This is a genomic window from Laspinema sp. D2d, assembly GCF_025370755.1.
In the GTDB taxonomy this organism is placed as follows: Bacteria; Cyanobacteriota; Cyanobacteriia; order Cyanobacteriales; family Laspinemataceae; genus Laspinema.
This window is the reverse complement of record NZ_JAMXFC010000046.1, coordinates 22,542-43,197: the sequence shown is the minus strand read 5'-3', so window position 1 is coordinate 43,197 and position 20,656 is coordinate 22,542. Positions and strand designations below refer to the sequence as shown.

The following is a 20,656-nucleotide window of genomic DNA, read 5'->3' as shown; positions in this document are numbered from 1 at the left end:
ACCTACTTATTCTCCTCATTTGAATCTAATTGAAATTTTGTGGCGGTTTATTAAATATGAATGGCTCAATTTAGATGCTTATTCATGTTGGGGATCCCTCGTAAACTCCATTGAAACAATTCTCTAAGAATTTGGGGAAAACTATGTAATTAATTTTGGCTAGTTACTTATCGAAACCGTTCTCAGGCATCGAGTGAGGCGAAGGCGAAGGCATTGCGGGGAGAGGGACCGAAACCGATTCATTTGATTAATGTGCCGACGTTGTATCCGGAAGACTTGATGCCGCAATTGCCGTTTCATGGATTGCGATCGCTGTCTTTGTTCAGTGGCGGAGGGGGTTTAGATTTAGGGTTTGATCGCGCGGGTTTTACTCATGTTGCCAGCTATGATATTCTTCCAGAGGCCGGTAAAACCTTAACTCAAAATCGCCCGCATTGGACTGTGTTTGCTGGGGAAGCAGGGGATGTCACCCAAATCAATTGGCGCAGTTATTGTGGGTTAGTTGATGTGATTCATGGCGGTCCTCCTTGTCAGCCTTTTTCCGTGGCCGGTCATCAAAAAGGAAAAGCCGATCGCCGGGATATGTTTTCCGAATTCGTTCGCGCTGTCTTGGAAATTCAACCCTTAGCATTTGTTGCCGAAAATGTCACGGCACTACTGGGAAAAAAGTTCAATTCTTATGTAGAGGAAGAAATAGAAAAACCCCTCAGTGAAACCTATCATTTATCTAAATTTATTTTGTCAGCCCCCGATTTTGGAATTCCACAAATTCGCAAGCGTGTTTTTTTTGTTGGATTTAAAACGGATAAAATGGCAAAAAAATATCAGCCGCCTCAACCGACTCACTACTGGGAAAGTGGGAAAGATAGAGGTCCAAATCAAGCTATACAGTTGGATTTATTTTCCCCGAGAGAGCCTTCCCAACTCCCTCGATGTATGGGGATTCGAGAAGCATTAGGATTACCGGATATTGGCTTTGATGCTTTAGCACCGACGATTAGAAGTGGACTGACTGGACCCCGACATACCACTTCAGTATTGAGTAGTGTTTCCGCTCAAAAAACCTGGGAGAAACTACAAATCTGGCCCAATGGCGTGGCTGCAAATCGAGAACAAGCTCATTTATTTGTGGCGAAAAATGGTCATTTTCGATTGTCCATAGCTGACTGTGCAATGATTCAAGGATTTCCAGAATCTTGGAGGATCGAGGGAGTCGTTTACATGGCATTAGGACAAATTGGTAATGCGGTTCCTCCACCTTTAGCCTATCGCGTGGCGGAATCGGTACAGGTTGCCATCCAAATTGATATAAATTAAGGACACGGCAGCAGCCGTGTCCTGACGATGTAAGGTTAGAAATCGGGGAACTATTATCCAGCGATTCTGAGCAGTTCTACATCAAAAATTAAGGTGGCATTGGGGGGAATAACGCCACCGGCACCGCGTGCACCGTAGCCTAATTCTGCGGGAATCACTAATTCGCGACGTCCGCCAACTTTCATGGTGGAGAGACCTTCATCCCAACCTTTGATGACTTGACCGACGCCGAGTTTGAAGGAAAAGGGCTGATTACGATCGCGGGAACTGTCAAACTTTGTGCCATCTTCTAAGGTTCCGGTGTAATGAACTACAACGGTTTGCCCTTTTTGAGGGGTTGCGCCGGTTCCTTCGGCGATTTCCGTATATTTCAGACCCGAAGGTGTTGTTACCATAGTTGTCGTTGTCTCCTGTTGTGTGGTGTCAGCGCTGGCGATTTGCGTCTGAGCGGTCAACCGTTGCGCCAGCAGGGATTTGCTGGGCATTGGTACTTCAGTTGTTGTTTGAGTCGGGTTAAGGTTGGACGCGATCGCCTGACTTGAGCGATCGGTAAACTGAGCGACCACCAGCACCAAAACGCAGGCCAGCATCACCCCCAAGCTGATTAAAATTTCTCGCAAAATCAGTCCTCCTGAGTAGCCTCTTATGGCTCCAATCGTTTGGTTAGGGATTGACAACCGAGCGATTGTAGCCTGATCCCTACTCTAACGCCAAATGTCCCCGGGTCGTCCCGGTTTTCTGAATTGAGTATCCGATGAGGGGAGTCAACGGACTTACCGCCACTGCTTATTTTCTAAATCCCGAATTTGACGTTCTAGGCGATCGAGGCGTCCTCTGAGTTCGTCCATTTCCGCTTGGCGCGGTACTCCCAGGTCTTGCATAACGTTGCGAATCTGGCGCTGGACCTGGGTTTCAAAATTCCCCTGTTCGGATTTCATCTGCTGCATGAGATCGTCTACAAAATGTTTCGCTTGGTCAGGATTGAGTTTGCCATCCTGGACCCACTGATCGCTAACCTCTTTGATTTTCTCGGCGACTAGAGAGGTGGTACCGATGCCGATTAATAGCAGTTGCTTGAGCAAATTATTTGCATCCATATTGTTTTATTGTTTTCCTCTGACTGGGGTTGTGAAAATATCATCTACGATAGCGCGGGCCTTCTAAAGCGTGCGATCGCTGGCTCTATTTTGGCCCACTCTTCTATTGTGGGATATCGTATCTTGATTCTGCGGCTGTTCTACCTCATCGGTTGTAGGGTTTCCATTCTGAGGCAGACTGCCTTTAGCCCAGATACTTAGGGTAGGATAAAATCAGGGGCTAATCTATAGAGTGAGGAAACCCGCACTCATGGATTAGCCCCTTACCGGATCAAACCCCCGTTTGCCATCATGTCTGACTGTCCGCAGTGCCATCAATCTGTTGAGGATCAAGCTCTCAAATGTCCTTACTGTCAAACCCCGCTCAAAGGGTTTGGTCACCCGGGTATTCCCCTGCATCAGGCCCACTCAGACGAGTTTTTATGCGAGAGTTGCACGTACCATGAGGACGATACCTGCAACTATCCCCAGCGACCCTACGCCAAAACCTGTACGCTTTATCACGATAAATCTCAGCCTCTGGTCCCGGTGATTCAAACGCCCTATTCTCAGGTGGGGTCCTTTTCGGCTCTGAATCGATGGGTGAGGAGACATCCGGGGGCGATCGCCGTGGTCGCGATCGCCCTGATTAGTCTCTTCCTGGCACTCCGATAAACTCACCGGCAACCTATGAGCGATCGCCCACTTCCGCAATTAACTGGTCCAAAGACTGTTGCATCTGAGTACAAACCAACTGATAGCATTGATTGACATACTCGCGATCGCTGGCTGCTTCTCGTCCATACCGCTCAAAGGCGATCGGCGCACAAACCCGGGTATGAATCTGCGCCGGTAGAGGAAAATTCGGCAAAGGTCCAAAGGCAATCCCCCAAGGCAGACCCAAATAAATCGGAAACACCACCGGATCAATCCCAAATAACCAAGGCATCCCCCACTCTTCATGCAACTGGCGCATTTGTTTGTAAATATCCGCCATCACAAATAGGGTGTCGTGAGCGCCATAAGAAATAATCGGTAAAATCGGGGCATTTTCCCGCAGGGCCAACTTAATAAACCCCTGGCGGCCTGCAAAATAAATTTTATCTCGAAGGTGATGGGGTCGAAACACATCCTCTGCACCTCCCGGATAGACTAGAACGGTTGCTCCCTTTTGTAAGGCCGCGATCGCCATTTTGGGATGCGCCCGCACTGCCCCACATTCAGCCAATTGACGAACCACCATCTCAGGAAAGATATCCCAAACCGTCGGGTGCATCAGTCCATAACTGAGGCGCTCAAACCCTTGGCGAAGGAACCAATCATACATAAACATAAACATATCCGGTGCCGCGAGTCCCCCGTTGTGAGAACCCACCACCAGCATTTTTCCCTCGGGTAAAACGTGATGCCATCCGTCGGTTTGTACCCGAAAATAGTGGTGGTACGCCCATCCCCATTGGGGCATCAAAGATTGAATTACCTGGGGGTCACGCAGGTTTAACGACCAACCATCATAGGGATGGCGATCGCCCTTTCGTGCGATGAACTCAGGTTTAAAGAACGATTCCAGGTTATCAAACAAAGCCTCTCCCAGCCCTTCCATAGCAGAATAGCCCTTTCCAGAATAATCTGGTCTGCACGCTCTTGACAAATCCCGCCACTCTAGGGACTTCAATTATCTCTCTGTCCCCTAGTTACCGCCTAATTCCCAGCCCCTCAACCCGATCCACAACCCTGCGATATCCTCGTCACATCCTCGTCATATCTACCTTTTACATTAAAAATAGTCAGCCCTTTAACCCGGTTGAAACGATCTCAACCCGTGCTGATGCCGGTCTTGACTTTATGCTAGAACGGTCTATAAAATAGCGAGTCTAGATCCTTCAGGAAGTCGGACTCGGTTCCCTCTGGGTCTAACTTGGACATAAAAGCAGGCAGCTTTTTCCTAGATTCTTCCTGATTGATTTCCCCGAGCTATATTATCCCGACTGCAAGCAAGAACGTTCGATTTTTAAGGTAATGCAGGAGTTTTGCAGCAGGAGTTATCCCGAATGAAAACAACACAGGATCAGTTCAATACCCCCTCAGAACCATTGAAGCATTCTGCTCATCAGGGGTCGGCCCCCGGTTGGCAAAAACCCCTTACCTATTTTTCTATCTTTCTCCTCGGTGCGAGTGCTACTTGGTCCGCAACCCAATTTCTGAATGGACAAACTCTGGTTTCACCCCCGGTTAGGGCGGCCTCTCCCGCTCAAGTCCAAACGACAACCCCAGTGGTTCAGGCCAGATTGCCGATCGCAGACAGTAATTTTATTACTGAGGTGGTGCAAAATGTGGGTCCGGCGGTGGTCCGAATTAATGCCTCGCGTACCGTGACCACCCAAATTCCCGATGCGTTTAATGATCCATTTTTCCGGCAATTTTTTGGGTCCCGATTGCCGATTGAACCTCAAGAGCGCGTAGAGCGGGGGACGGGTTCGGGGTTTATTATGAGTAAGGATGGACAAATTCTCACCAATGCCCACGTCGTTGCTGGTGCGGATACGGTGGAAGTCACCCTCAAAGATGGTCGCTCGTTTACCGGGCAAGTTCTGGGGGCCGATCCAGTCACGGATGTGGCGGTGATTAAAATTGAGGCGACCGATTTGCCGACAGCGGTTGTGGGAGATTCAGAGCAATTGCAACCCGGTGAATGGGCGATCGCGATCGGCAATCCCCTCGGTTTGGATAATACGGTAACCGTGGGCATTATTAGCGGCACCGGGCGATCGAGTTCTCAAGTGGGGGTCCCCGATAAGCGGGTGAATTTTATTCAAACTGACGCGGCAATTAATCCGGGTAACTCCGGCGGTCCCTTGCTCAATCAGCGCGGTGAAGTCATTGGCATGAATACCGCGATTATTCAAGGTGCCCAAGGTTTGGGATTTGCTATTCCCATTAATCGGGCTCAAGATATTGCTCAACAATTGATCGCGAATGGGGAAGTTCAACATCCCTATCTCGGCATTCAAATGGTGCAGTTGACTCCAGAACTCAAAAATGAAATTAACAATAATCCCAATGCCGGGTTAACGGTTACCGAAGACAAAGGCATTTTAATTGCTCAAGTTATGCCGGATTCTCCTGCGGTTCGTGGTGGACTCCGCGCCGGTGATGTAATTGTTTCGATTAATGGGGTACCGATGGCGGATGCCAATGCGGTACAACAGCAGGTAGAACGCAGTCGTGTGGGGGGCGAATTACAAATGCAAGTGATTCGCAATGGTCAACCCATGACTTTGGCAGTACAACCGGGTGCTTTCCCTTCCCAAGCTAGTAATTAATTAGCACTGAGTTTAACTTATTTCAATCATTTTTATTTGGCTCTGTTGGGGAACAGTTTATAAGACTTCCTAACAGAGCCAACTTTTTTTTAGCCTACATTGGGTAGGTTAAAAAGGTTCTATTAGGGTATTCCAACCAATAAAATCTTCTCGGAGAGATCCCCCCAACCCCCCTTAAAAAGGGGGGCTTTTCCAATTTTGCAAAACTTCTAATGCAGAACTTTTTTTATGGAAATCCCTTAACAATTAACCATTATCTTTAATGCTGAGATATCGCGGTTGAGTCATGATTCGTTGTATCCAAGCTTGGATTGCGGGAAATGGGGTTAAATCGAAGCCTCCTTCTGGAGCCACGTGGGTGTAAGCGAATAAACCAATGTCAGCAATAGTGTAGCGATCGCCTACAAAAAACCGATTTTTTTCTAAGTGTTTTTCCATGACTCGCAAAGCGGCATAACCGGGTTCTTTTTTTTGATTAAGAGCCTCGCGATATTCGTCCGCTTTTCCTAAAAGAGTAATCCAATAGCGAGAAGTAGCGATATAGGGTTCGTGGCTGTATTGCTCGAAAAATAGCCACTCCATCACTTTGGCTTGCTCCCATTTATCCGCTGGAAAAAATTCGCTCTCTTGACTGAGATAAAACATAATGGCGTTAGATTCTGCCAAGAATTTACCGTCGGGCGTTTCTAAAACGGGAATCCGACCGTTAGGGTTTTTAACTAAAAATTCTGGGGTGCGACTTTCTTTTTTTAAAATATCAATTTCAATGATTTCAAAAGGAATTTGTAGTTGGGTTAAGAGCAGACGAATTTTATAACAATTGCCTGAACAACTCATCTGATAAAGTCGGAACATATTTTTTGTAAGGGTTAATGACTAGGAGATTTAATTGGGGTAATATCGGCTTTCCTTAATTTGGTTTCTTGGTTAAGATTACTGCTTTTAAACTGTGGCAATCACCACGCGATCGCGTCCTTGGGTCTTCCCCTGATATAACGCCGCATCCGCTGCTTGCATGAGTTGGGTTCCGCTTAACCCATGTTGGGGAAACACAGCCACACCCACGGAAATACTGACCCTAGGAAGGTCTTGATCTAAATAGGTCAAATTTAAGCCTTTAACCTGTTGGCGCAGGTGCTCTGCCTGTTGCTGAGTCTTCTCTAAAGTCGCTTCGGGTAAAATAACCATAAACTCTTCTCCCCCATATCGACAAGCAATATCAAGGGCACCACTTTCCGTTTTGAGTAACCATCCCAGTTCTCGTAAAACGACATCCCCTGCCTCATGTCCGTAGCTATCGTTGAAGTTTTTAAAATGGTCAACATCTAGCATAATCAGACCGAGCGATCGCTCAGTGAGTTGAGCCCGACACAGTTCCCGTTCTAAAGATTTAGCTAAATACCGGCGGTTAAATAAACCCGTTAACGGATCGCGAATACACTGCTCATGCAATAACTCTTCCATGAGGTCAGAATGTTCGACGATCGTATCGAGCATGATTTCTAAATCAGCCTTTTCTCGGAGCAAGTTCATCACCAGAAACTGGTATATAGATTCACTCTGCTGGCGATCGCATCGTTCGGCTTCTAATTTTTGCGTCAACTCCGAGACTAAAGCGCTCAAGGTCTGTGTTTGGAGCGTTAAGGTCTTTTGGGTACAGAGTAGTTTGGCTTTTTCTTGCTTAAATTTATCAAGTTTCAGGCGCAGTCTTTCCACCTCCCACAGCACAGAGGGGTTCGGCTCTGGCTCATCTTCATCGGCTTGATAAAATTTAGTCTTTACACAAGTCAGGTTTGTCGATGGCTCAATTGTCATGACAGGGTACTCCGCTAAACGTTTCTATTATATCTTGACTATAAATCCAGTGTCATCCTTTAGACAGATGCAATTTTTTAGAAAATAGGGTATGCATTTTATTTCATTACGCCTGATTCCTGATTCCGTCCTTTGTCCTTTAGGAACATCATAGTTCGGGTAGCCGTCACCAGTTGGTATCGTTTGAACCGCTGTATCAGATTTTTCAAAAATTTTCCCAAAGCGTTGACCCACAGTTCTACGATTATCCCCTTTTCAACGGCTTAAGTTCCGTTTAAAAACTCCCTTGATAAGGCTTTGACTTGAGTGATTATACAACCCCCTGAAGCCGGTTATCTTCAATCCCGGTTAGAGGGTTTTATCCGAAGTAATTAAACGGATTTTTGAAAAAATTCACCCCACTGACTCAAGCTAAAGGAAGGGAGAATTGAAACCGGCTGCCTTTTCCCACTTCACTTTCTACCTGAATCTGACCCCCTTGGAGTTCCACTAACCGCCGAGAAATGGCTAATCCGATGCCGGTGCCATTGCTGCCACTGGACCCGCGCCAGAAGCGATCGAACACATGAGGCAGTTCAGTCGGGGGGATACCGGACCCCGTATCAATTACGGCAATCCACAGATAACCAGCACTGGTCCAGGTTCGCAGACAAATCGAACCTGTCGCCGTATGACGCAAGGCATTTCCCAGAAGATTGACCAGCACTTGTTCTAAGCGATCGGGGTCCGCCATGACCCACGGGAGTTGAGGAGGACAGTCTAATTGCAATACGAGGTTTTCTTCCACTATCCAATCGGAAAACCGTTCGATTAAGGTTTCCAATAAAGGACGCACATTCATCCGCTGCAAATCAATGGGTAAATAACCGGCTTCCGCTTTGGAGAGTTCCTGCAAGTCATTGACTAACCGTTCCAAACGCCGAGTTTCTTTGGCAAGACGGTGATAAATATCGGGGTCTGGTGGCAGAGTGCCATCTTCGAGTTGTTCCAAATTGCCGCGAATAATGGTTAAGGGGGTTCGCAATTCATGAGTCAAATCGCTAATCAGTTCCCGGCGGCGGTGTTCAACATTTTCGATACTGGCTGCCATGCGGTTAAAACTGGCACTGAGGCGGTTGAGTTCAGGAATTTCACTGGCAGGCATTCGCTGATGGAGTTCTCCTGCGGCAAATTTTTGGGTGACTCGTTCCATGAGAGTCATGGGTTTGGTAATTCGTTTGGCAACAAAGTAACTGAGCAAACCGGCCCCGGTTGTTCCCACAATTACAGACCAAAATGTGCCACGATTCCAGGTGGTTTCAAAGACATCGACTAAAGAAGTGCGGACGTAATGGAGGTTAAATCCTTTCCCTTCAAGTTGTTGCAGGTGAACGATAAATAGGCGGGGGGAGGAGAGTTTGCCGGTAATTACAAGGACGGTCACCCCAACCATTAAAACGAGGAGATGGGATAAAAATAAACGCGATCGCAATCCTATCTTAGCCATAGTTTTGAGTAATTTTTACCCGGTTTCTGACCCCAATTATGCCGGGTTTCAGAGTAGATAGGACGTCTGCATTGCCGCTATATCTGTGGATACGATGTGCTTGGATGGCCCTACAGGGTTTCAGGTCCAAGGCGTCAGTCTGGGCAGGGTGACTGCTGAGAGACTCGCCCTGGGTGACGGGCGATCGCCTTTGGATGCTATTTTAGCGATTTTTAATGAAAGCCGATGGCGGGATTTGAACCCGCGACCGCCTGATTACGAATCAAGTGCTCTACCACTGAGCTACATCGGCATGACTGACATTAAATGATTGTAGCAGGCTTTTTTTGAGTTGGCTAGAGGGTTTAGCAGATATTTTTCAGGAATTTTTGAACCGTCACTAAAACGCCTCTTACAGTCAAGGTAAGACCCCTGTTGAAAAACTCGGCTTCTTGACCCTATCTGTGACAAGTCCCAAAAATTCCGCAAGAAACTGGGTTTTTGGTCCCTTAACCCCAGGGAAATCCCTTACAAAAATCAGGGTTGGATTCAAAGGCGATCGCCCCAATGGTAGGATTTGGTCTAACCCAATCCCACAAGTTGACAGTTTGCTGCTGATCTATTGCTAATGTTGACCTTAACCCACTGTTTGCCACCGGATCCCGAGGCGGCGATCGCTTTGACCCTTTCCCTCACCGCAGACGATCGCACGCGCAGTCGCCATCGATTTGAAACTGAGGAAGGAGAAGAGGTTCATCTCAAGTTACCCCGAGGGACTGTCTTAAGTCAGGGCGATCGCCTTACCGATGACTCGGGAAACATTATGGTTCTTGTCACCGCCAAACCGGAACCCACCCTGATGGTTACTGCTAATACTCCCCTGGATTTATTACGCGCTGCCTATCATTTAGGAAATCGTCACGTTCCTTTAGAAATTAAACCGGATTATTTACGGTTGACTGTTGACCCGGTTTTAAAAACTCTCGTAGAACAATTAGGATTAACGGTTCAAGAAGAAACCGCACCCTTTCATCCAGAAATAGGAGCGTATCACGCCCCTCATGGTCATTGATGACTGTTTTAATTAATAAACTATTGGTGGAATAAGCCGCGAATGAATATCCTAAAAATTCACAATTCAACTAATATCATACTTTGATTTATGATAAGTAATTTTTCATTATTGTCCTTGTTACAATTAGCGAGTCCTGCATTACCTGTTGGGGCTTATAGCTACTCTGAAGGGTTAGAAATGTTAGTTGAACAGGGCATTATTGACAATGCAGAAACCCTCCAAAATTGGATTGAGTGGGAATTGCAAGAAGGGGCGATTTCTTTAGATGCAGCGGTGATGGTGAGAGGCTTAACTGAAGCTCAGGCAGGGAATTGGGGGAAGGTAAAAGAGTGGAATCACTGGTCATCGGCAACCCGAGAAACGGAAGAATTGCGGCAACAAAGTTGGCAGATGGGAAATGCTTTACTACGATTATTAATAGCTCTTTGGCCGCTAGAGGACCGAGTTGAAGTGACCTCGTTGAGTGAGGGGGAGTGTAATTTTGCAATCGCCTTTGGGATTGCTGCTTCCTATTGGCAAATTCCCCCGGATGTGGCTTTATTGGGATATTTACAGAGTTGGGCTTGTAATTTTATTGGGGCTGGGGTGAAACTGATTCCTCTGGGGCAAACGGCGGGACAACAGCTATTATTTAATTTACAACCGAAGCTTGTAACGGCAGTTCAAACAATTTTAAGGGTAGAAGATGATGATCTCAGTAGTTGCACTTGGGGGCTAAGTTTAGCCAGTATGCAGCATGAAACTCAATATTCCCGATTATTTAGAAGTTGAAGCCCTGTTGCTAAATAACCTATAACTTTAAACTTTAACCTGATTATGAGTTCATTTCGTGTTGGTATTGCGGGTCCCGTGGGTTCAGGAAAAACAGCGTTAGTGGATGCGTTGTGTAAGGCAATGCGCGATCGCTATAATTTGGCCGTCGTAACCAATGATATTTACACCCAGGAAGATGCGCAATTTTTAGTGCGATCGCAGGCCCTGGAAAAGGAGCGAATTATGGGGGTAGAAACCGGCGGTTGTCCTCATACGGCGATTCGGGAAGATGCCTCGTTGAATCTAGCGGCGATCGCCCAACTGGAACGGCGATTTTCTACTTTAGATTTGATATTTGTAGAAAGTGGGGGTGATAATTTAGCGGCAACTTTTAGCCCAGAATTAGTCGATCTCACGATTTATGTCATTGATGTTGCTGCCGGGGATAAAATTCCTCGCAAAGGAGGGCCAGGAATTACTAAATCTGATTTGTTAGTGATTAATAAAATTGACTTGGCCCCTTTAGTCGGGGCCGATTTAGGGGTGATGGAACGGGATAGCCAAAAAATGCGCGGCAGTCGGCCCTTTACGTTTACCAATTTGAAGACTCAAGAAGGACTGCAAGCGGTGATTGATTTTATTGTGGCTAATCGGGTTTAAAAATTGGTAGTTTTGTCCCGGTACTGTAGCGATATTTCAGAGGGGGTTCAGGGTGGGCGATCGCACTTGAGGCGATCAAACCCCTGAACTGATGCATCTCTTAACCCGGTGCTTAGAGGGTATGTTAAGCTGCATAAAGCTACCGTTAGCCCTCGACCTCACAATTGTTAGAAATCGCAACATTGTCACAAATTGGCTTAGACTAAATATTAGAGGTCGAAGCCTTGAATCGTTGTAAATTTTCGGTATCGATAAATACAATTTGTTCCTGAGAACATCGCTTTAATATCAAGGCTCTGATAGGAGCGAGTTTATACGAGTAGGAGTGGAAAAATAGGATGACCCATCGACTTGGACGGCGTAAATTTTTGCTTTATGGGACCGCTGCCCTAGGAAGCAGCATTTTGCTGAAAGCTTGTACCGAGGCGGATGTACCAGAAACGACGGATGCAGCAACTCCGGAGGCAGGTGGTGGCGTAGATACGATTAAGGTAGGAATCCTCCATTCTTTAAGTGGTACGATGGCGATTAGCGAACAAAGTGTCGTTAATGCAGAACAGTTGGCGATCGAAGAAATTAACAATGCTGGAGGGGTTCTCGGCAAGAAAATTGAGGCGATCGTCGAAGATGGGGCATCAGATTGGCCGACCTTTGCAGAAAAAGCTAGAAAACTGATTGATCGCGATAAAGTGGCGACGGTTTTTGGCTGCTGGACATCCGCCTCTCGTAAGGCAGTTTTGCCGGTATTTGAGTCGAGTGGTCATATGTTATGGTACCCCGTACAGTATGAAGGGCAAGAATGTTCTAAGAACGTTTTTTATACCGGGGCAGCGCCTAATCAACAGATTGAACCAGCGGTAGATTGGCTGTTAGAAAATAAAAGCCAGCAATTCTTTCTCGTGGGTTCGGATTATGTCTTTCCTCGGACCGCCAATACGATTATTAAGGCTCAACTGGAAGCCAAAGGGGGACAAACTGTTGGAGAAGATTATATCCCCCTGGGTGGCACAGAAGTTACCGCGATTATTACCAAGATTCAAGCGGCTTTGCCTGATGGCGGTGTGATTTTTAATACCCTCAACGGGGATAGCAATGTTGCCTTTTTCAAACAAATGCAAGGGGCGGGATTAACGGCGGACAAATATCCCACCATGTCCGTGAGTATTGCAGAAGAAGAAGTCCGGGCGATCGGGACCGAATATCTCAAAGGTCATTATGCCGCTTGGAATTATTTCCAATCCGTCAATACCCCCGAAAACCAAAAGTTTGTCCAGGCATTTAAGTCAAAATACGGTCAAAATCGGGTGACAAATGACCCAATGGAAGCCGCTTACATTATGGTTTATTTGTGGAAACAAGCGGTGGAAAAAGCCGGAACAGCAGATGATATTGAGGCAGTCCGTAAAGCCGCTGTGGGACAAACTTTCCAAGCCCCCGGAGGTCTAGTCACCCTCCAAAACAACCATCATCTCTCAAAAACGGTCCGAATTGGTGAAATTGGGGAGGATGGAATGTTTAAAATTGTCTCCGAAACTCCGGCCCCGGTTGACCCAATTCCTTGGAATCAATATGTGGCAGATACTAAGGGCTATTCCTGCGACTGGTCAGACCCCTCTAAAGGTGGCAAGTACCCGATCTAAAAGATGCCTCAAAATGGGCGATCGTAACGTTTAGAGTTGAGAAGAGAAAAGCCAAAGAAAATTTGGCTTGACCTCGATCACGGATAAAGTTTTAGCTACAAAAGACAAGAAACCGGGTTTTTATTTCCTATTTATTAAAAAAAGGAAAACCTCTGTCCAGAAACCCGGTTTCTAAATCTTTCTTTTCCCGGGATTGAATTCCAATCTAAACAATTACAATGTAGAGTCAGTTAGCCGCTTTATGGAGATTATTTAAGTAAACTATAATGGCACTATTTTTACAGAGTCTATTTAATGGCCTTAGCATTGGATCGGTTTTATTAATTGCAGCATTAGGATTAGCTATTGTCTTTGGCATTATGGGGGTGATTAATCTCGCTCATGGTGAATTGATGATGCTGGGGGCCTATACAACCTTTGTTGTGCAAAATGTGTTTAGAGGATTGGGAGAACCCTGGTTTGGGTTTTATATTATTGCCGCCCTTCCTCTGGCCTTTTTGGTGGCAGCGGCAGCCGGTTTACTCCTAGAACGGGGGGTAATTCGGTATCTGTATGGCCGCCCTTTAGAAACCCTGCTGGCAACCTGGGGGGTTAGCTTAATTTTGCAACAATTGGTCCGCAGTATTAGCGGGCTGATTTGTATTCAAATTGGGGTGTTTTGTCTGCTATTTTTTGGCGGATTGTGGGGGGTAAAACGGCGTCCAGATTTTGAGCGGATTCGTAACGGGGCGATCGCCATTTTACTGCCCCTTTCTGCGGGAATTACCATAGCATTGGGTTCGATTTTAGGTAAATCGGCGGGATTAGCCCTCACTCAACCTTGGTTTGGCGCACAAGGGGTCGATGTGACGGCACCGGGTTGGTTGCGCGGGGGGATTCCTATTGGCACATTTCAACTCCCTTATGTCCGGTTATTTATTATTGCCTTAACGGTGGTTTGTGTGGTCGGAATTTACCTATTTTTGTTGCGATCGCCCTGGGGATTACGAATTCGTGCAGTGACCCAAAATCGCAGCATGAGTGCTTGTCTGGGAATTCCCACTCAAAAAGTGGATGCGTTGACTTTTGCGATCGGGTCCGGATTAGCTGGAATTGCCGGTTGTGCCATTAGTTTGCTCGGTTCAGTAGGACCAAATACGGGCCAAAACTATATCGTTGATGCGTTTATGGTAGTCGTTGTTGGGGGAGTTGGCAAAATTATTGGAACCGTTGTAGCCGCACTTGCTATTGGATTGGTGAACTACATTATTGGTTCAGGAATTTTCATTTCTATGGTTTCCCCCGACAGTGCTTTATTTAATTTCTTGACCTTCTTTGCTACAACCAGTATGGCACGAGTCATGGTGTTTATACTAATTATTCTGTTTTTACAACTCCGTCCAGCCGGACTGTTCCCGCAGAAGGGACGCACCGTTGATGCCTAGATTGAGAGGTCAGTTAAACGAGGTAATAAAATCTGCATGAACAACGATAAATTTCCAGACGAATGGGAAGACAAACCCGATAAAAAAAGCTTAGAGGAATCCAGCTTTTTTGAAAAATTTACCCGATTAAAATCAAAATTTAATCAGGTTGTGAAGCAAAAACCACGATTATTTGAACTCTCGGCAATTGGGGTCATGGCTTTAATCTTGATTGCCATCATGCCGCTCATCTTGTCAGATTTTCGCTTGGATTTGTTACATCGGTATTTAGCTTTGGCGATCGTTGCCTTGGGGATTGATTTGATTTGGGGTTATACGGGATTGTTGAGTTTGGGACATGGGATATTTTTTGCCCTCGGGGGATATGCGATCGCCATGCATATCAAATTACAAATTCCTGAAACTGCCAGCAGTCAACTTCCCGACTTCATGGGACTCTATGGGGTGACGGAACTACCTTGGTTTTGGGGACCTTTTTCCTCCTTTCCCTTGACGGCGATCGCCATCTTATTAATTCCAGGTATCCTCGCCGCCTTTCTCGGATATCTCGTCTTCCGAAACCGCATTCGAGGCGTGTACTTCTCCATTCTCACCCAAGCTGCTACCATCGTCTTTTTTAACTTCTTCAACGGACAACAAAAACTCTTCAATGGCACGAATGGGCTCACAGATTTTCAAACCCTGTTAGGATTTTCCATCTCTAATCCCAACACTCAATATGGGTTTTATGTTCTCACCGTTATCCTATTAGCTGCTTCCTATCTCCTCTGTCGCTGGTTAACCTCGGGACGCTTCGGACGCTTACTCATTGCCATTCGCGATGATGAAAGCCGCGTCCGGTTTTCCGGTTACAATCCCACCGGATATAAAGTCTTAGTCTTTGCAATTTCTGCCGCTTTAGCTGGACTCGGAGGTGCATTATTTACCCTCAGAGCCGGTATTATTTCCCCTAGAGCAATGGATATTGCGTTTTCCATTGAAATGGTCATTTGGGTTGCCGTCGGCGGTCGAGCCACCTTAATCGGAGCCATCCTCGGAGCCTTATTAGTCAACTATGGAAAAAGTTTTTTAAGCGAACAATTCCCAGAAATTTGGCTGTTTTTCCAAGGGGCACTTTTCCTGATTGTTGTTTTAGTTCTTCCCAATGGCATCGTGGGCTGGTTGCGGACTGAAGCGGGTAATTTCATTCGCATCATTACCGGACGTCGGCGATATGTGATTACCTATCCCAAGTTAGCAGAAGACCCGGAAATTCAACAGGAGCGTGAAACCCTGGAGCCTTAAACCCATTGACTCGCGATGAGTTAAGTTGGCAAATAGTCTAGTCATCAAGTTTCAGAGAGAGAGTCCGTGAACGAAAATATCTTAGAAATTGAAAATTTAACGGTTAGTTTTGACGGATTTAATGCCCTTAATAACTTGACCTTCACGATGAATACGGGGGAATTACGGGTCATTATTGGTCCCAATGGTGCCGGAAAAACTACCTTTTTAGATGTGATTACCGGAAAAGTGAAACCCACCCAAGGGAAAGTTTTCTTTAAAGGGCGAAACCTCCGGAAATATTCTGAAGATAGAATTGCTCGGTTTGGCATCGGGCGAAAATTTCAAACTCCACGGGTTTACCTCAATCTCACCCCTCGGGAAAATTTAGAAATTTCCTGTAATCGGAATAAAAATGTATTTCAAACCTTATTGAAACCGACCCCGGCATCGGAGCATAATACAGTCAAAACCTTGCTGGAAACCATTGGGTTAGTTGCCAAAGCCGACATTGCCTCGGGATTACTTTCCCACGGGGAAAAACAATGGTTAGAAATTGGGATGTTACTGGCTCAATCTCCCGATTTATTGCTAGTCGATGAACCCGTGGCAGGGTTGACCGATGAAGAAACCGCCCTCACGGGGGAATTACTGATTTCCTTGGCTCAAAGTCATTCCATTATTGTGATTGAACATGATATGGAATTCGTGCGGCAAATTGCCCGTAAAGTCACGGTATTGCATGAGGGTTCGGTCCTCTGTGAAGGGAGTATTGAAGAAGTGCAAAATGACCCCAAAGTGATTCAAGTCTATTTGGGAAGTACCGAGGAACATGAAGAATAAGCCCAATTAAAACCCTATAAAAACTGAGAATAAAGTTGATGAATTCAATTGACAGCCTGGAAAAACCTTACCTAACAGAACCCTCACCCAATCGGATGCTACAAGTCTGCGGACTGAATGTTTATTATGGAGAAAGTCACATTTTGCGGGATGTGGATTTAAACGTATCTCCGGGACAAATGGTCTGCCTAATTGGACGGAATGGAGTTGGCAAAACCACTCTATTAAAAACGATTATGGGATTGCTCCAACCTCGGAAGGGGCAAATCTATTTAGAGGGTCAACCCATCCTCGATAAATCGAGCGATCGCCGTGCTAAAATGGGCATTGGCTACGTCCCACAAGGTCGAGAAATCATTCCCCGGTTGACGGTGAAAGAAAATTTAATTTTGGGCTTAGAAGCGCGACCCACACGGCCTAAAAACCCAGAAATTTCTGATGAAATCTTTGAATTATTTCCCGTTTTAAATAAAATGTTGCATCGGATGGGTGGAGATTTGAGTGGGGGACAACAACAACAACTGGCGATCGCCCGCGCCTTGATGGGAAATCCCCGCTTACTCATCCTCGATGAACCCACAGAAGGGATTCAACCTTCGATTATTTTAGAAATTGAGGCGGCAGTGCGTCGAATTATCCAATCAAAAGGTATTTCTGTCCTGTTAGTGGAACAGCATTTGCATTTTGTCCGAGAAGCCGATTGGTATTATGCCATGCAAAAAGGAGGAATTGTTGCCTCTGGTTCTACTGACGACCTCAGTAATGAAGTGATTCAACGATTTCTAGCGGTGTAATCCGAAAGTCTAAGTTTTACAAACTATGACCCCTGGATTTCTGGTAAAACCGCAGGGTATAGTAACATTTGATGTAACCTGAATCCGAGAAATTGTGAAGAATAGTCTGACTGAAAATCCAGAGGTTAAAGGATGGCATGGTAGCTTAGACTTAGCCTATGCTCAATTGGGAACAGCCACCCAAATGGTATCCGCAAAAGCCACCGCCCCTCTCAAGATACAGCGCCCCTTTTATCCGGAGGGGGAAGGGGTTTGTCATAGTGTAATTTTGCATACGGCGGGGGGAATTGTGGGGGGTGATTCCCTGGGGCAATCGATTCACCTCCAGGAGAATGCTCAGGCTTTAATTACTACCGCAGCGGCAGCTAAAATTTATCGCAGTATGGGAGAAATTGCAAGACAAACTATTAATATTAAAATAGATTCTGGGGCTTATTGTGAATGGCTACCCCAGGAAAGTATTATTTTTAATGGAGCAATTTATCGCCAAAATTTGTGCATTGATTTAGCCAACGATGCCCGCTTATTGTTGTGGGAAATCAATCGATTTGGACGGAGTGCTAGGGGGGAAAGGTTTGTCCAAGGAGAGTGGCGATCGCAGACAGAAATCTGGCAAGAGGGTCGTCCCCTGTGGATCGATCGCCAACATCTCCAGGGTAGTGAGTCCACCGTTGCCTCGGACCACGCTTTAGCGGGTTTCCCCATTGTGGCAACTCTCGCCTGGATTGGGGACCCGGTGACCCCGGAACTGGTCCAGGAAGCGCGATCGCTGTGGGAGGCGCGTTCCAGTTCCTCCGAAGGCGAAGCGGGCGTCACGAGGCTCACTCATGGACTATTATGCCGATATCGTGGATCTTCGACCCCAGAAGTGCGAAACTGGTTTAGTGAAGTTTGGCAACTCCTGCGCCTGCGTTTTATAGGCCGTCCGAGTTGTCCTCCGCGAGTGTGGCCGATTTGAAGGAATTACTATGCAACTTTCTCCCCAAGAAAAAGACAAATTATTGATTTTTACCGCCGCGTTAGTTGCCGAACGCCGTAAAAATCGGGGCTTACTTTTAAATTATCCTGAAGCTGTTGCCTATATTTCTGCTGCTATTTTAGAAGGGGCGAGAGATGGGAGAACGGTCGCTGATTTGATGAGCTATGGTGCAACCTTACTCACCCGGGAGGACGTGATGGAAGGGATACCGGAAATGGTGGCAGAAGTGCAGGTAGAAGCAACATTTCCTGATGGGACAAAATTGGTAACGGTTCACAATCCAATTCGGTAATTTGAACCAAGTTAAGTTTAAATATTATAGGTAAGAGGTGAGAATGATTCCTGGAGAAATTATTGTTAAACCTGGAGAAATTGAGCTAAATGCGGGCCGAAAAACCGTCCGACTGCGGGTGGCTAATTCGGGCGATCGCCCGATTCAAGTCGGCTCCCATTATCATTTTTTTGAGGTCAATGAAGCCTTGAATTTTGATCGGAATGCCGCCCGAGGAATGCACCTGGATATTCCCGCAGGAACTGCGGTGCGGTTTGAACCGGGAGATGAGCGAGAAGTGGAATTAGTTCCCTTTGTCGGGAGTCGTCAGGTCTATGGTTTTAAGGGTCAAATTAATGGACTCCTCGACTCATAAGGCTCAAAGTCTGTAACCGTCACTACTACCATTGTTAAGAATTTCTTTTAAAGTGGAAGCAGTCCTCAATCTCACCCTCGTTCTTGCGGGAGTTAGGGGTAGACTGTGGGGATAAATTCCCTCTAAAAATAGAAATATATAACTCATGGTAGATGTAAAATCGACAACACCGATTCATCAGGTGGTAATTGTGGGCGGTGGATTTGGCGGACTGTATGCCGCCCAGTCTTTAGGGCGTGCTCCTGTCCAAGTCACTTTGATTGATAAACGCAATTTTCATTTATTTCAACCTCTACTTTATCAGGTGGCAACGGGAACCCTTTCCCCGGCAGATATTGCGTCTCCCTTGCGGGGGGTGCTTAGTAAAAATAAGAATACCAAAGTGCTTCTGGAAGAAGCAGTTGATATTGACCCCCAACAGCAAACATTGAAGTTGTTAGGGGAAGAAATTCGATATGATACGTTAATTGTTGCCACAGGAGTGAGTCATCATTATTTTGGAAATGACCACTGGGAAGACAAAGCGCCGGGGTTAAAAACGGTGGAAGATGCGTTAGAAATGCGGCGGCGAATTTTTATGGCATTTGAAGCCGCTGAAAAGGAAACGGACCCGCAAAAACGGCAAGCTTGGTTAACCTTTGCGATCGCTGGAGGGGGACCGACGGGAGTAGAATTAGCCGGGGCGATCGCGGAACTGGCGCATAATACCTTAAAAGAAGATTTTCGCAATATTGACACCACTGAAGCGAAAATTTTGCTGTTAGAAGGGATGGAGAGAATTTTGCCGCCTTATCCTCCGGAACTCTCTATGAAAGCGGAAAAATCTTTACATGAATTAGGGGTGACCGTGCAAACTAAGAGTTTGGTTACCCATGTCACAGAGGATGCGGTAACAGTCCGGCGCGGTGATGGCGAGGAAATCATTCCTACTCGCACTTTATTATGGGCGGCAGGGGTAAAAGCGTCGGGATTGGGTGAAATTTTGGCCCAACGGACGGGAGTTGAACGCGATCGCACTGGACGGGTGATTGTGGAGGCAGATTTAAGTTTACCGGGATATCCGAATATTTTTGCGATCGGGGATTTGGCGCATTTTGCTCATCAAGATGGCAAACCTTTACCCGGGGTTGCGCCGGTGGCAATGCAGCAAGGGGAATATGTGGCGAAGGTGATTCAACACCGCTTTAAACAGAAGGAATATCCGCCCTTTCATTATGTAGATTTTGGCAGTTTAGCCGTGATTGGACATCATGCAGCGGTTGTGGATTTAGGATTTATTCAATTTTCTGGGTTTATTGCATGGCTATTTTGGGTATTTGTGCATATTTACTTTTTGATTGAATTTGACAATAAATTAATCGTGATGATTCAGTGGGGTTGGAACTATTTTACCCGGAAACGGGGAGCGCGACTCATTACCGGAGAAGAGGCCAAAATGTTAATTGAAATTGATGGGCGAGGGGATTATCATCTCCCCGAACGGGAAAAAGAAACCCTCGAAGTGTAAGCTAGAACCTCTATCTTTTGCCCAGTCAGGAAAAATTGGCGATCGCAATATCACCCTGAGACACCCTATAACCAG

General features: G+C 46.2%; 22 protein-coding genes and 1 tRNA gene. 16 read left to right on the top strand and 7 right to left on the bottom strand.

Going from position 1 to position 20,656, the window contains the following annotated elements:
* Both NG796_RS23265 and NG796_RS23260 read left to right on the top strand, forming a co-directional pair.
* Positions 1-127: transposase (locus tag NG796_RS23265; protein WP_261209556.1), on the top strand; the 127-nt coding region annotated here is incomplete at its 5' end.
* 86 nt (positions 128-213) lie between these two features.
* Complete coding sequence (locus NG796_RS23260) at positions 214-1,317, top strand: DNA cytosine methyltransferase (RefSeq protein ID WP_261209551.1); 1,104 nt, start codon at positions 214-216, stop codon at positions 1,315-1,317.
* A 53-nt stretch (positions 1,318-1,370) separates the two neighbouring features.
* Here the strand turns inward: NG796_RS23260 and NG796_RS23255 are convergent, their stop codons facing one another.
* Positions 1,371-1,937, bottom strand: a complete 567-nt coding sequence (locus NG796_RS23255) for an FKBP-type peptidyl-prolyl cis-trans isomerase (RefSeq protein WP_261209550.1) — start codon at positions 1,935-1,937, stop codon at positions 1,371-1,373.
* Between the two features lie 153 nt (positions 1,938-2,090).
* On the bottom strand, positions 2,091-2,414 hold the full coding sequence (locus tag NG796_RS23250) for a phasin family protein (RefSeq protein WP_015149625.1): 324 nt from the start codon (positions 2,412-2,414) through the stop codon (positions 2,091-2,093).
* Positions 2,415-2,705: 291 nt separating this feature from the next.
* On the opposite strand from NG796_RS23250, the gene NG796_RS23245 reads away from it, so the two are divergent.
* The gene (locus NG796_RS23245) at positions 2,706-3,068 is read left to right on the top strand and encodes a zinc ribbon domain-containing protein (RefSeq protein ID WP_261209549.1); all 363 of its coding nucleotides are present in this window, start codon (positions 2,706-2,708) and stop codon (positions 3,066-3,068) included.
* Between the two features lie 13 nt (positions 3,069-3,081).
* Here the strand turns inward: NG796_RS23245 and NG796_RS23240 are convergent, their stop codons facing one another.
* Positions 3,082-3,996 (bottom strand): glycerol acyltransferase, encoded by a 915-nt coding sequence (locus tag NG796_RS23240; RefSeq protein WP_261209548.1) that lies wholly within the window; start codon positions 3,994-3,996, stop codon positions 3,082-3,084.
* A gap of 448 nt (positions 3,997-4,444) precedes the next feature.
* Here NG796_RS23240 and NG796_RS23235 point away from each other — a divergent pair, with 448 nt between their 5' ends.
* On the top strand, positions 4,445-5,716 hold the full coding sequence (locus NG796_RS23235; protein ID WP_261209547.1) for an HhoA/HhoB/HtrA family serine endopeptidase: 1,272 nt from the start codon (positions 4,445-4,447) through the stop codon (positions 5,714-5,716).
* A 246-nt stretch (positions 5,717-5,962) separates the two neighbouring features.
* Here NG796_RS23235 and NG796_RS23230 read toward each other — a convergent pair whose 3' ends face one another.
* From NG796_RS23230 to NG796_RS23215, 4 genes are all read right to left on the bottom strand, one after another.
* Positions 5,963-6,571, bottom strand: coding sequence for a glutathione S-transferase family protein (locus tag NG796_RS23230; protein WP_261209546.1), 609 nt, complete (start codon positions 6,569-6,571; stop codon positions 5,963-5,965).
* A gap of 87 nt (positions 6,572-6,658) precedes the next feature.
* Positions 6,659-7,531, bottom strand: a complete 873-nt coding sequence (locus tag NG796_RS23225; RefSeq protein ID WP_261209545.1) for a GGDEF domain-containing protein — start codon at positions 7,529-7,531, stop codon at positions 6,659-6,661.
* 406 nt (positions 7,532-7,937) lie between these two features.
* Positions 7,938-9,017: a sensor histidine kinase gene (locus tag NG796_RS23220; protein ID WP_261209544.1), complete on the bottom strand. Its 1,080-nt coding sequence runs from the start codon at positions 9,015-9,017 to the stop codon at positions 7,938-7,940.
* Positions 9,018-9,237: 220 nt separating this feature from the next.
* Positions 9,238-9,309 (bottom strand) — tRNA-Thr (locus NG796_RS23215).
* A 315-nt stretch (positions 9,310-9,624) separates the two neighbouring features.
* Between NG796_RS23215 and ureE the strand changes: the two genes are divergently transcribed.
* The 12 genes from ureE to NG796_RS23155 all read left to right on the top strand — a co-directional run bounded on the left by ureE (position 9,625) and on the right by NG796_RS23155 (position 20,581).
* On the top strand, positions 9,625-10,068 hold the full coding sequence (ureE, locus tag NG796_RS23210; protein ID WP_261209543.1) for an urease accessory protein UreE: 444 nt from the start codon (positions 9,625-9,627) through the stop codon (positions 10,066-10,068).
* Between the two features lie 90 nt (positions 10,069-10,158).
* On the top strand, positions 10,159-10,842 hold the full coding sequence (locus NG796_RS23205; protein WP_261209542.1) for an urease accessory protein UreF: 684 nt from the start codon (positions 10,159-10,161) through the stop codon (positions 10,840-10,842).
* 45 nt (positions 10,843-10,887) lie between these two features.
* On the top strand, positions 10,888-11,484 hold the full coding sequence (gene ureG / locus NG796_RS23200) for an urease accessory protein UreG (RefSeq protein ID WP_261209541.1): 597 nt from the start codon (positions 10,888-10,890) through the stop codon (positions 11,482-11,484).
* A gap of 338 nt (positions 11,485-11,822) precedes the next feature.
* The gene (gene urtA / locus NG796_RS23195; RefSeq protein ID WP_261209540.1) at positions 11,823-13,124 is read left to right on the top strand and encodes an urea ABC transporter substrate-binding protein; all 1,302 of its coding nucleotides are present in this window, start codon (positions 11,823-11,825) and stop codon (positions 13,122-13,124) included.
* A 266-nt stretch (positions 13,125-13,390) separates the two neighbouring features.
* Complete coding sequence (gene urtB / locus NG796_RS23190; RefSeq protein ID WP_261209539.1) at positions 13,391-14,548, top strand: urea ABC transporter permease subunit UrtB; 1,158 nt, start codon at positions 13,391-13,393, stop codon at positions 14,546-14,548.
* Between the two features lie 195 nt (positions 14,549-14,743).
* Positions 14,744-15,832, top strand: coding sequence for an urea ABC transporter permease subunit UrtC (gene urtC / locus NG796_RS23185; protein WP_261209555.1), 1,089 nt, complete (start codon positions 14,744-14,746; stop codon positions 15,830-15,832).
* Between the two features lie 66 nt (positions 15,833-15,898).
* A complete protein-coding gene (urtD, locus tag NG796_RS23180; RefSeq protein ID WP_261209538.1) occupies positions 15,899-16,654 on the top strand; it encodes an urea ABC transporter ATP-binding protein UrtD in 756 nt (251 codons plus the stop codon).
* A 95-nt stretch (positions 16,655-16,749) separates the two neighbouring features.
* A complete protein-coding gene (gene urtE, locus NG796_RS23175; RefSeq protein WP_261209554.1) occupies positions 16,750-17,448 on the top strand; it encodes an urea ABC transporter ATP-binding subunit UrtE in 699 nt (232 codons plus the stop codon).
* Between the two features lie 94 nt (positions 17,449-17,542).
* The gene (locus NG796_RS23170; protein ID WP_261209537.1) at positions 17,543-18,406 is read left to right on the top strand and encodes an urease accessory protein UreD; all 864 of its coding nucleotides are present in this window, start codon (positions 17,543-17,545) and stop codon (positions 18,404-18,406) included.
* A gap of 10 nt (positions 18,407-18,416) precedes the next feature.
* The gene (ureA, locus tag NG796_RS23165) at positions 18,417-18,719 is read left to right on the top strand and encodes an urease subunit gamma (RefSeq protein WP_261209536.1); all 303 of its coding nucleotides are present in this window, start codon (positions 18,417-18,419) and stop codon (positions 18,717-18,719) included.
* A gap of 43 nt (positions 18,720-18,762) precedes the next feature.
* Positions 18,763-19,074 (top strand): urease subunit beta, encoded by a 312-nt coding sequence (locus NG796_RS23160; protein ID WP_261209535.1) that lies wholly within the window; start codon positions 18,763-18,765, stop codon positions 19,072-19,074.
* 145 nt (positions 19,075-19,219) lie between these two features.
* Positions 19,220-20,581, top strand: coding sequence for an NAD(P)/FAD-dependent oxidoreductase (locus tag NG796_RS23155; RefSeq protein ID WP_261209534.1), 1,362 nt, complete (start codon positions 19,220-19,222; stop codon positions 20,579-20,581).
* The last annotated feature ends 75 nt before the right edge of the window (positions 20,582-20,656 follow it).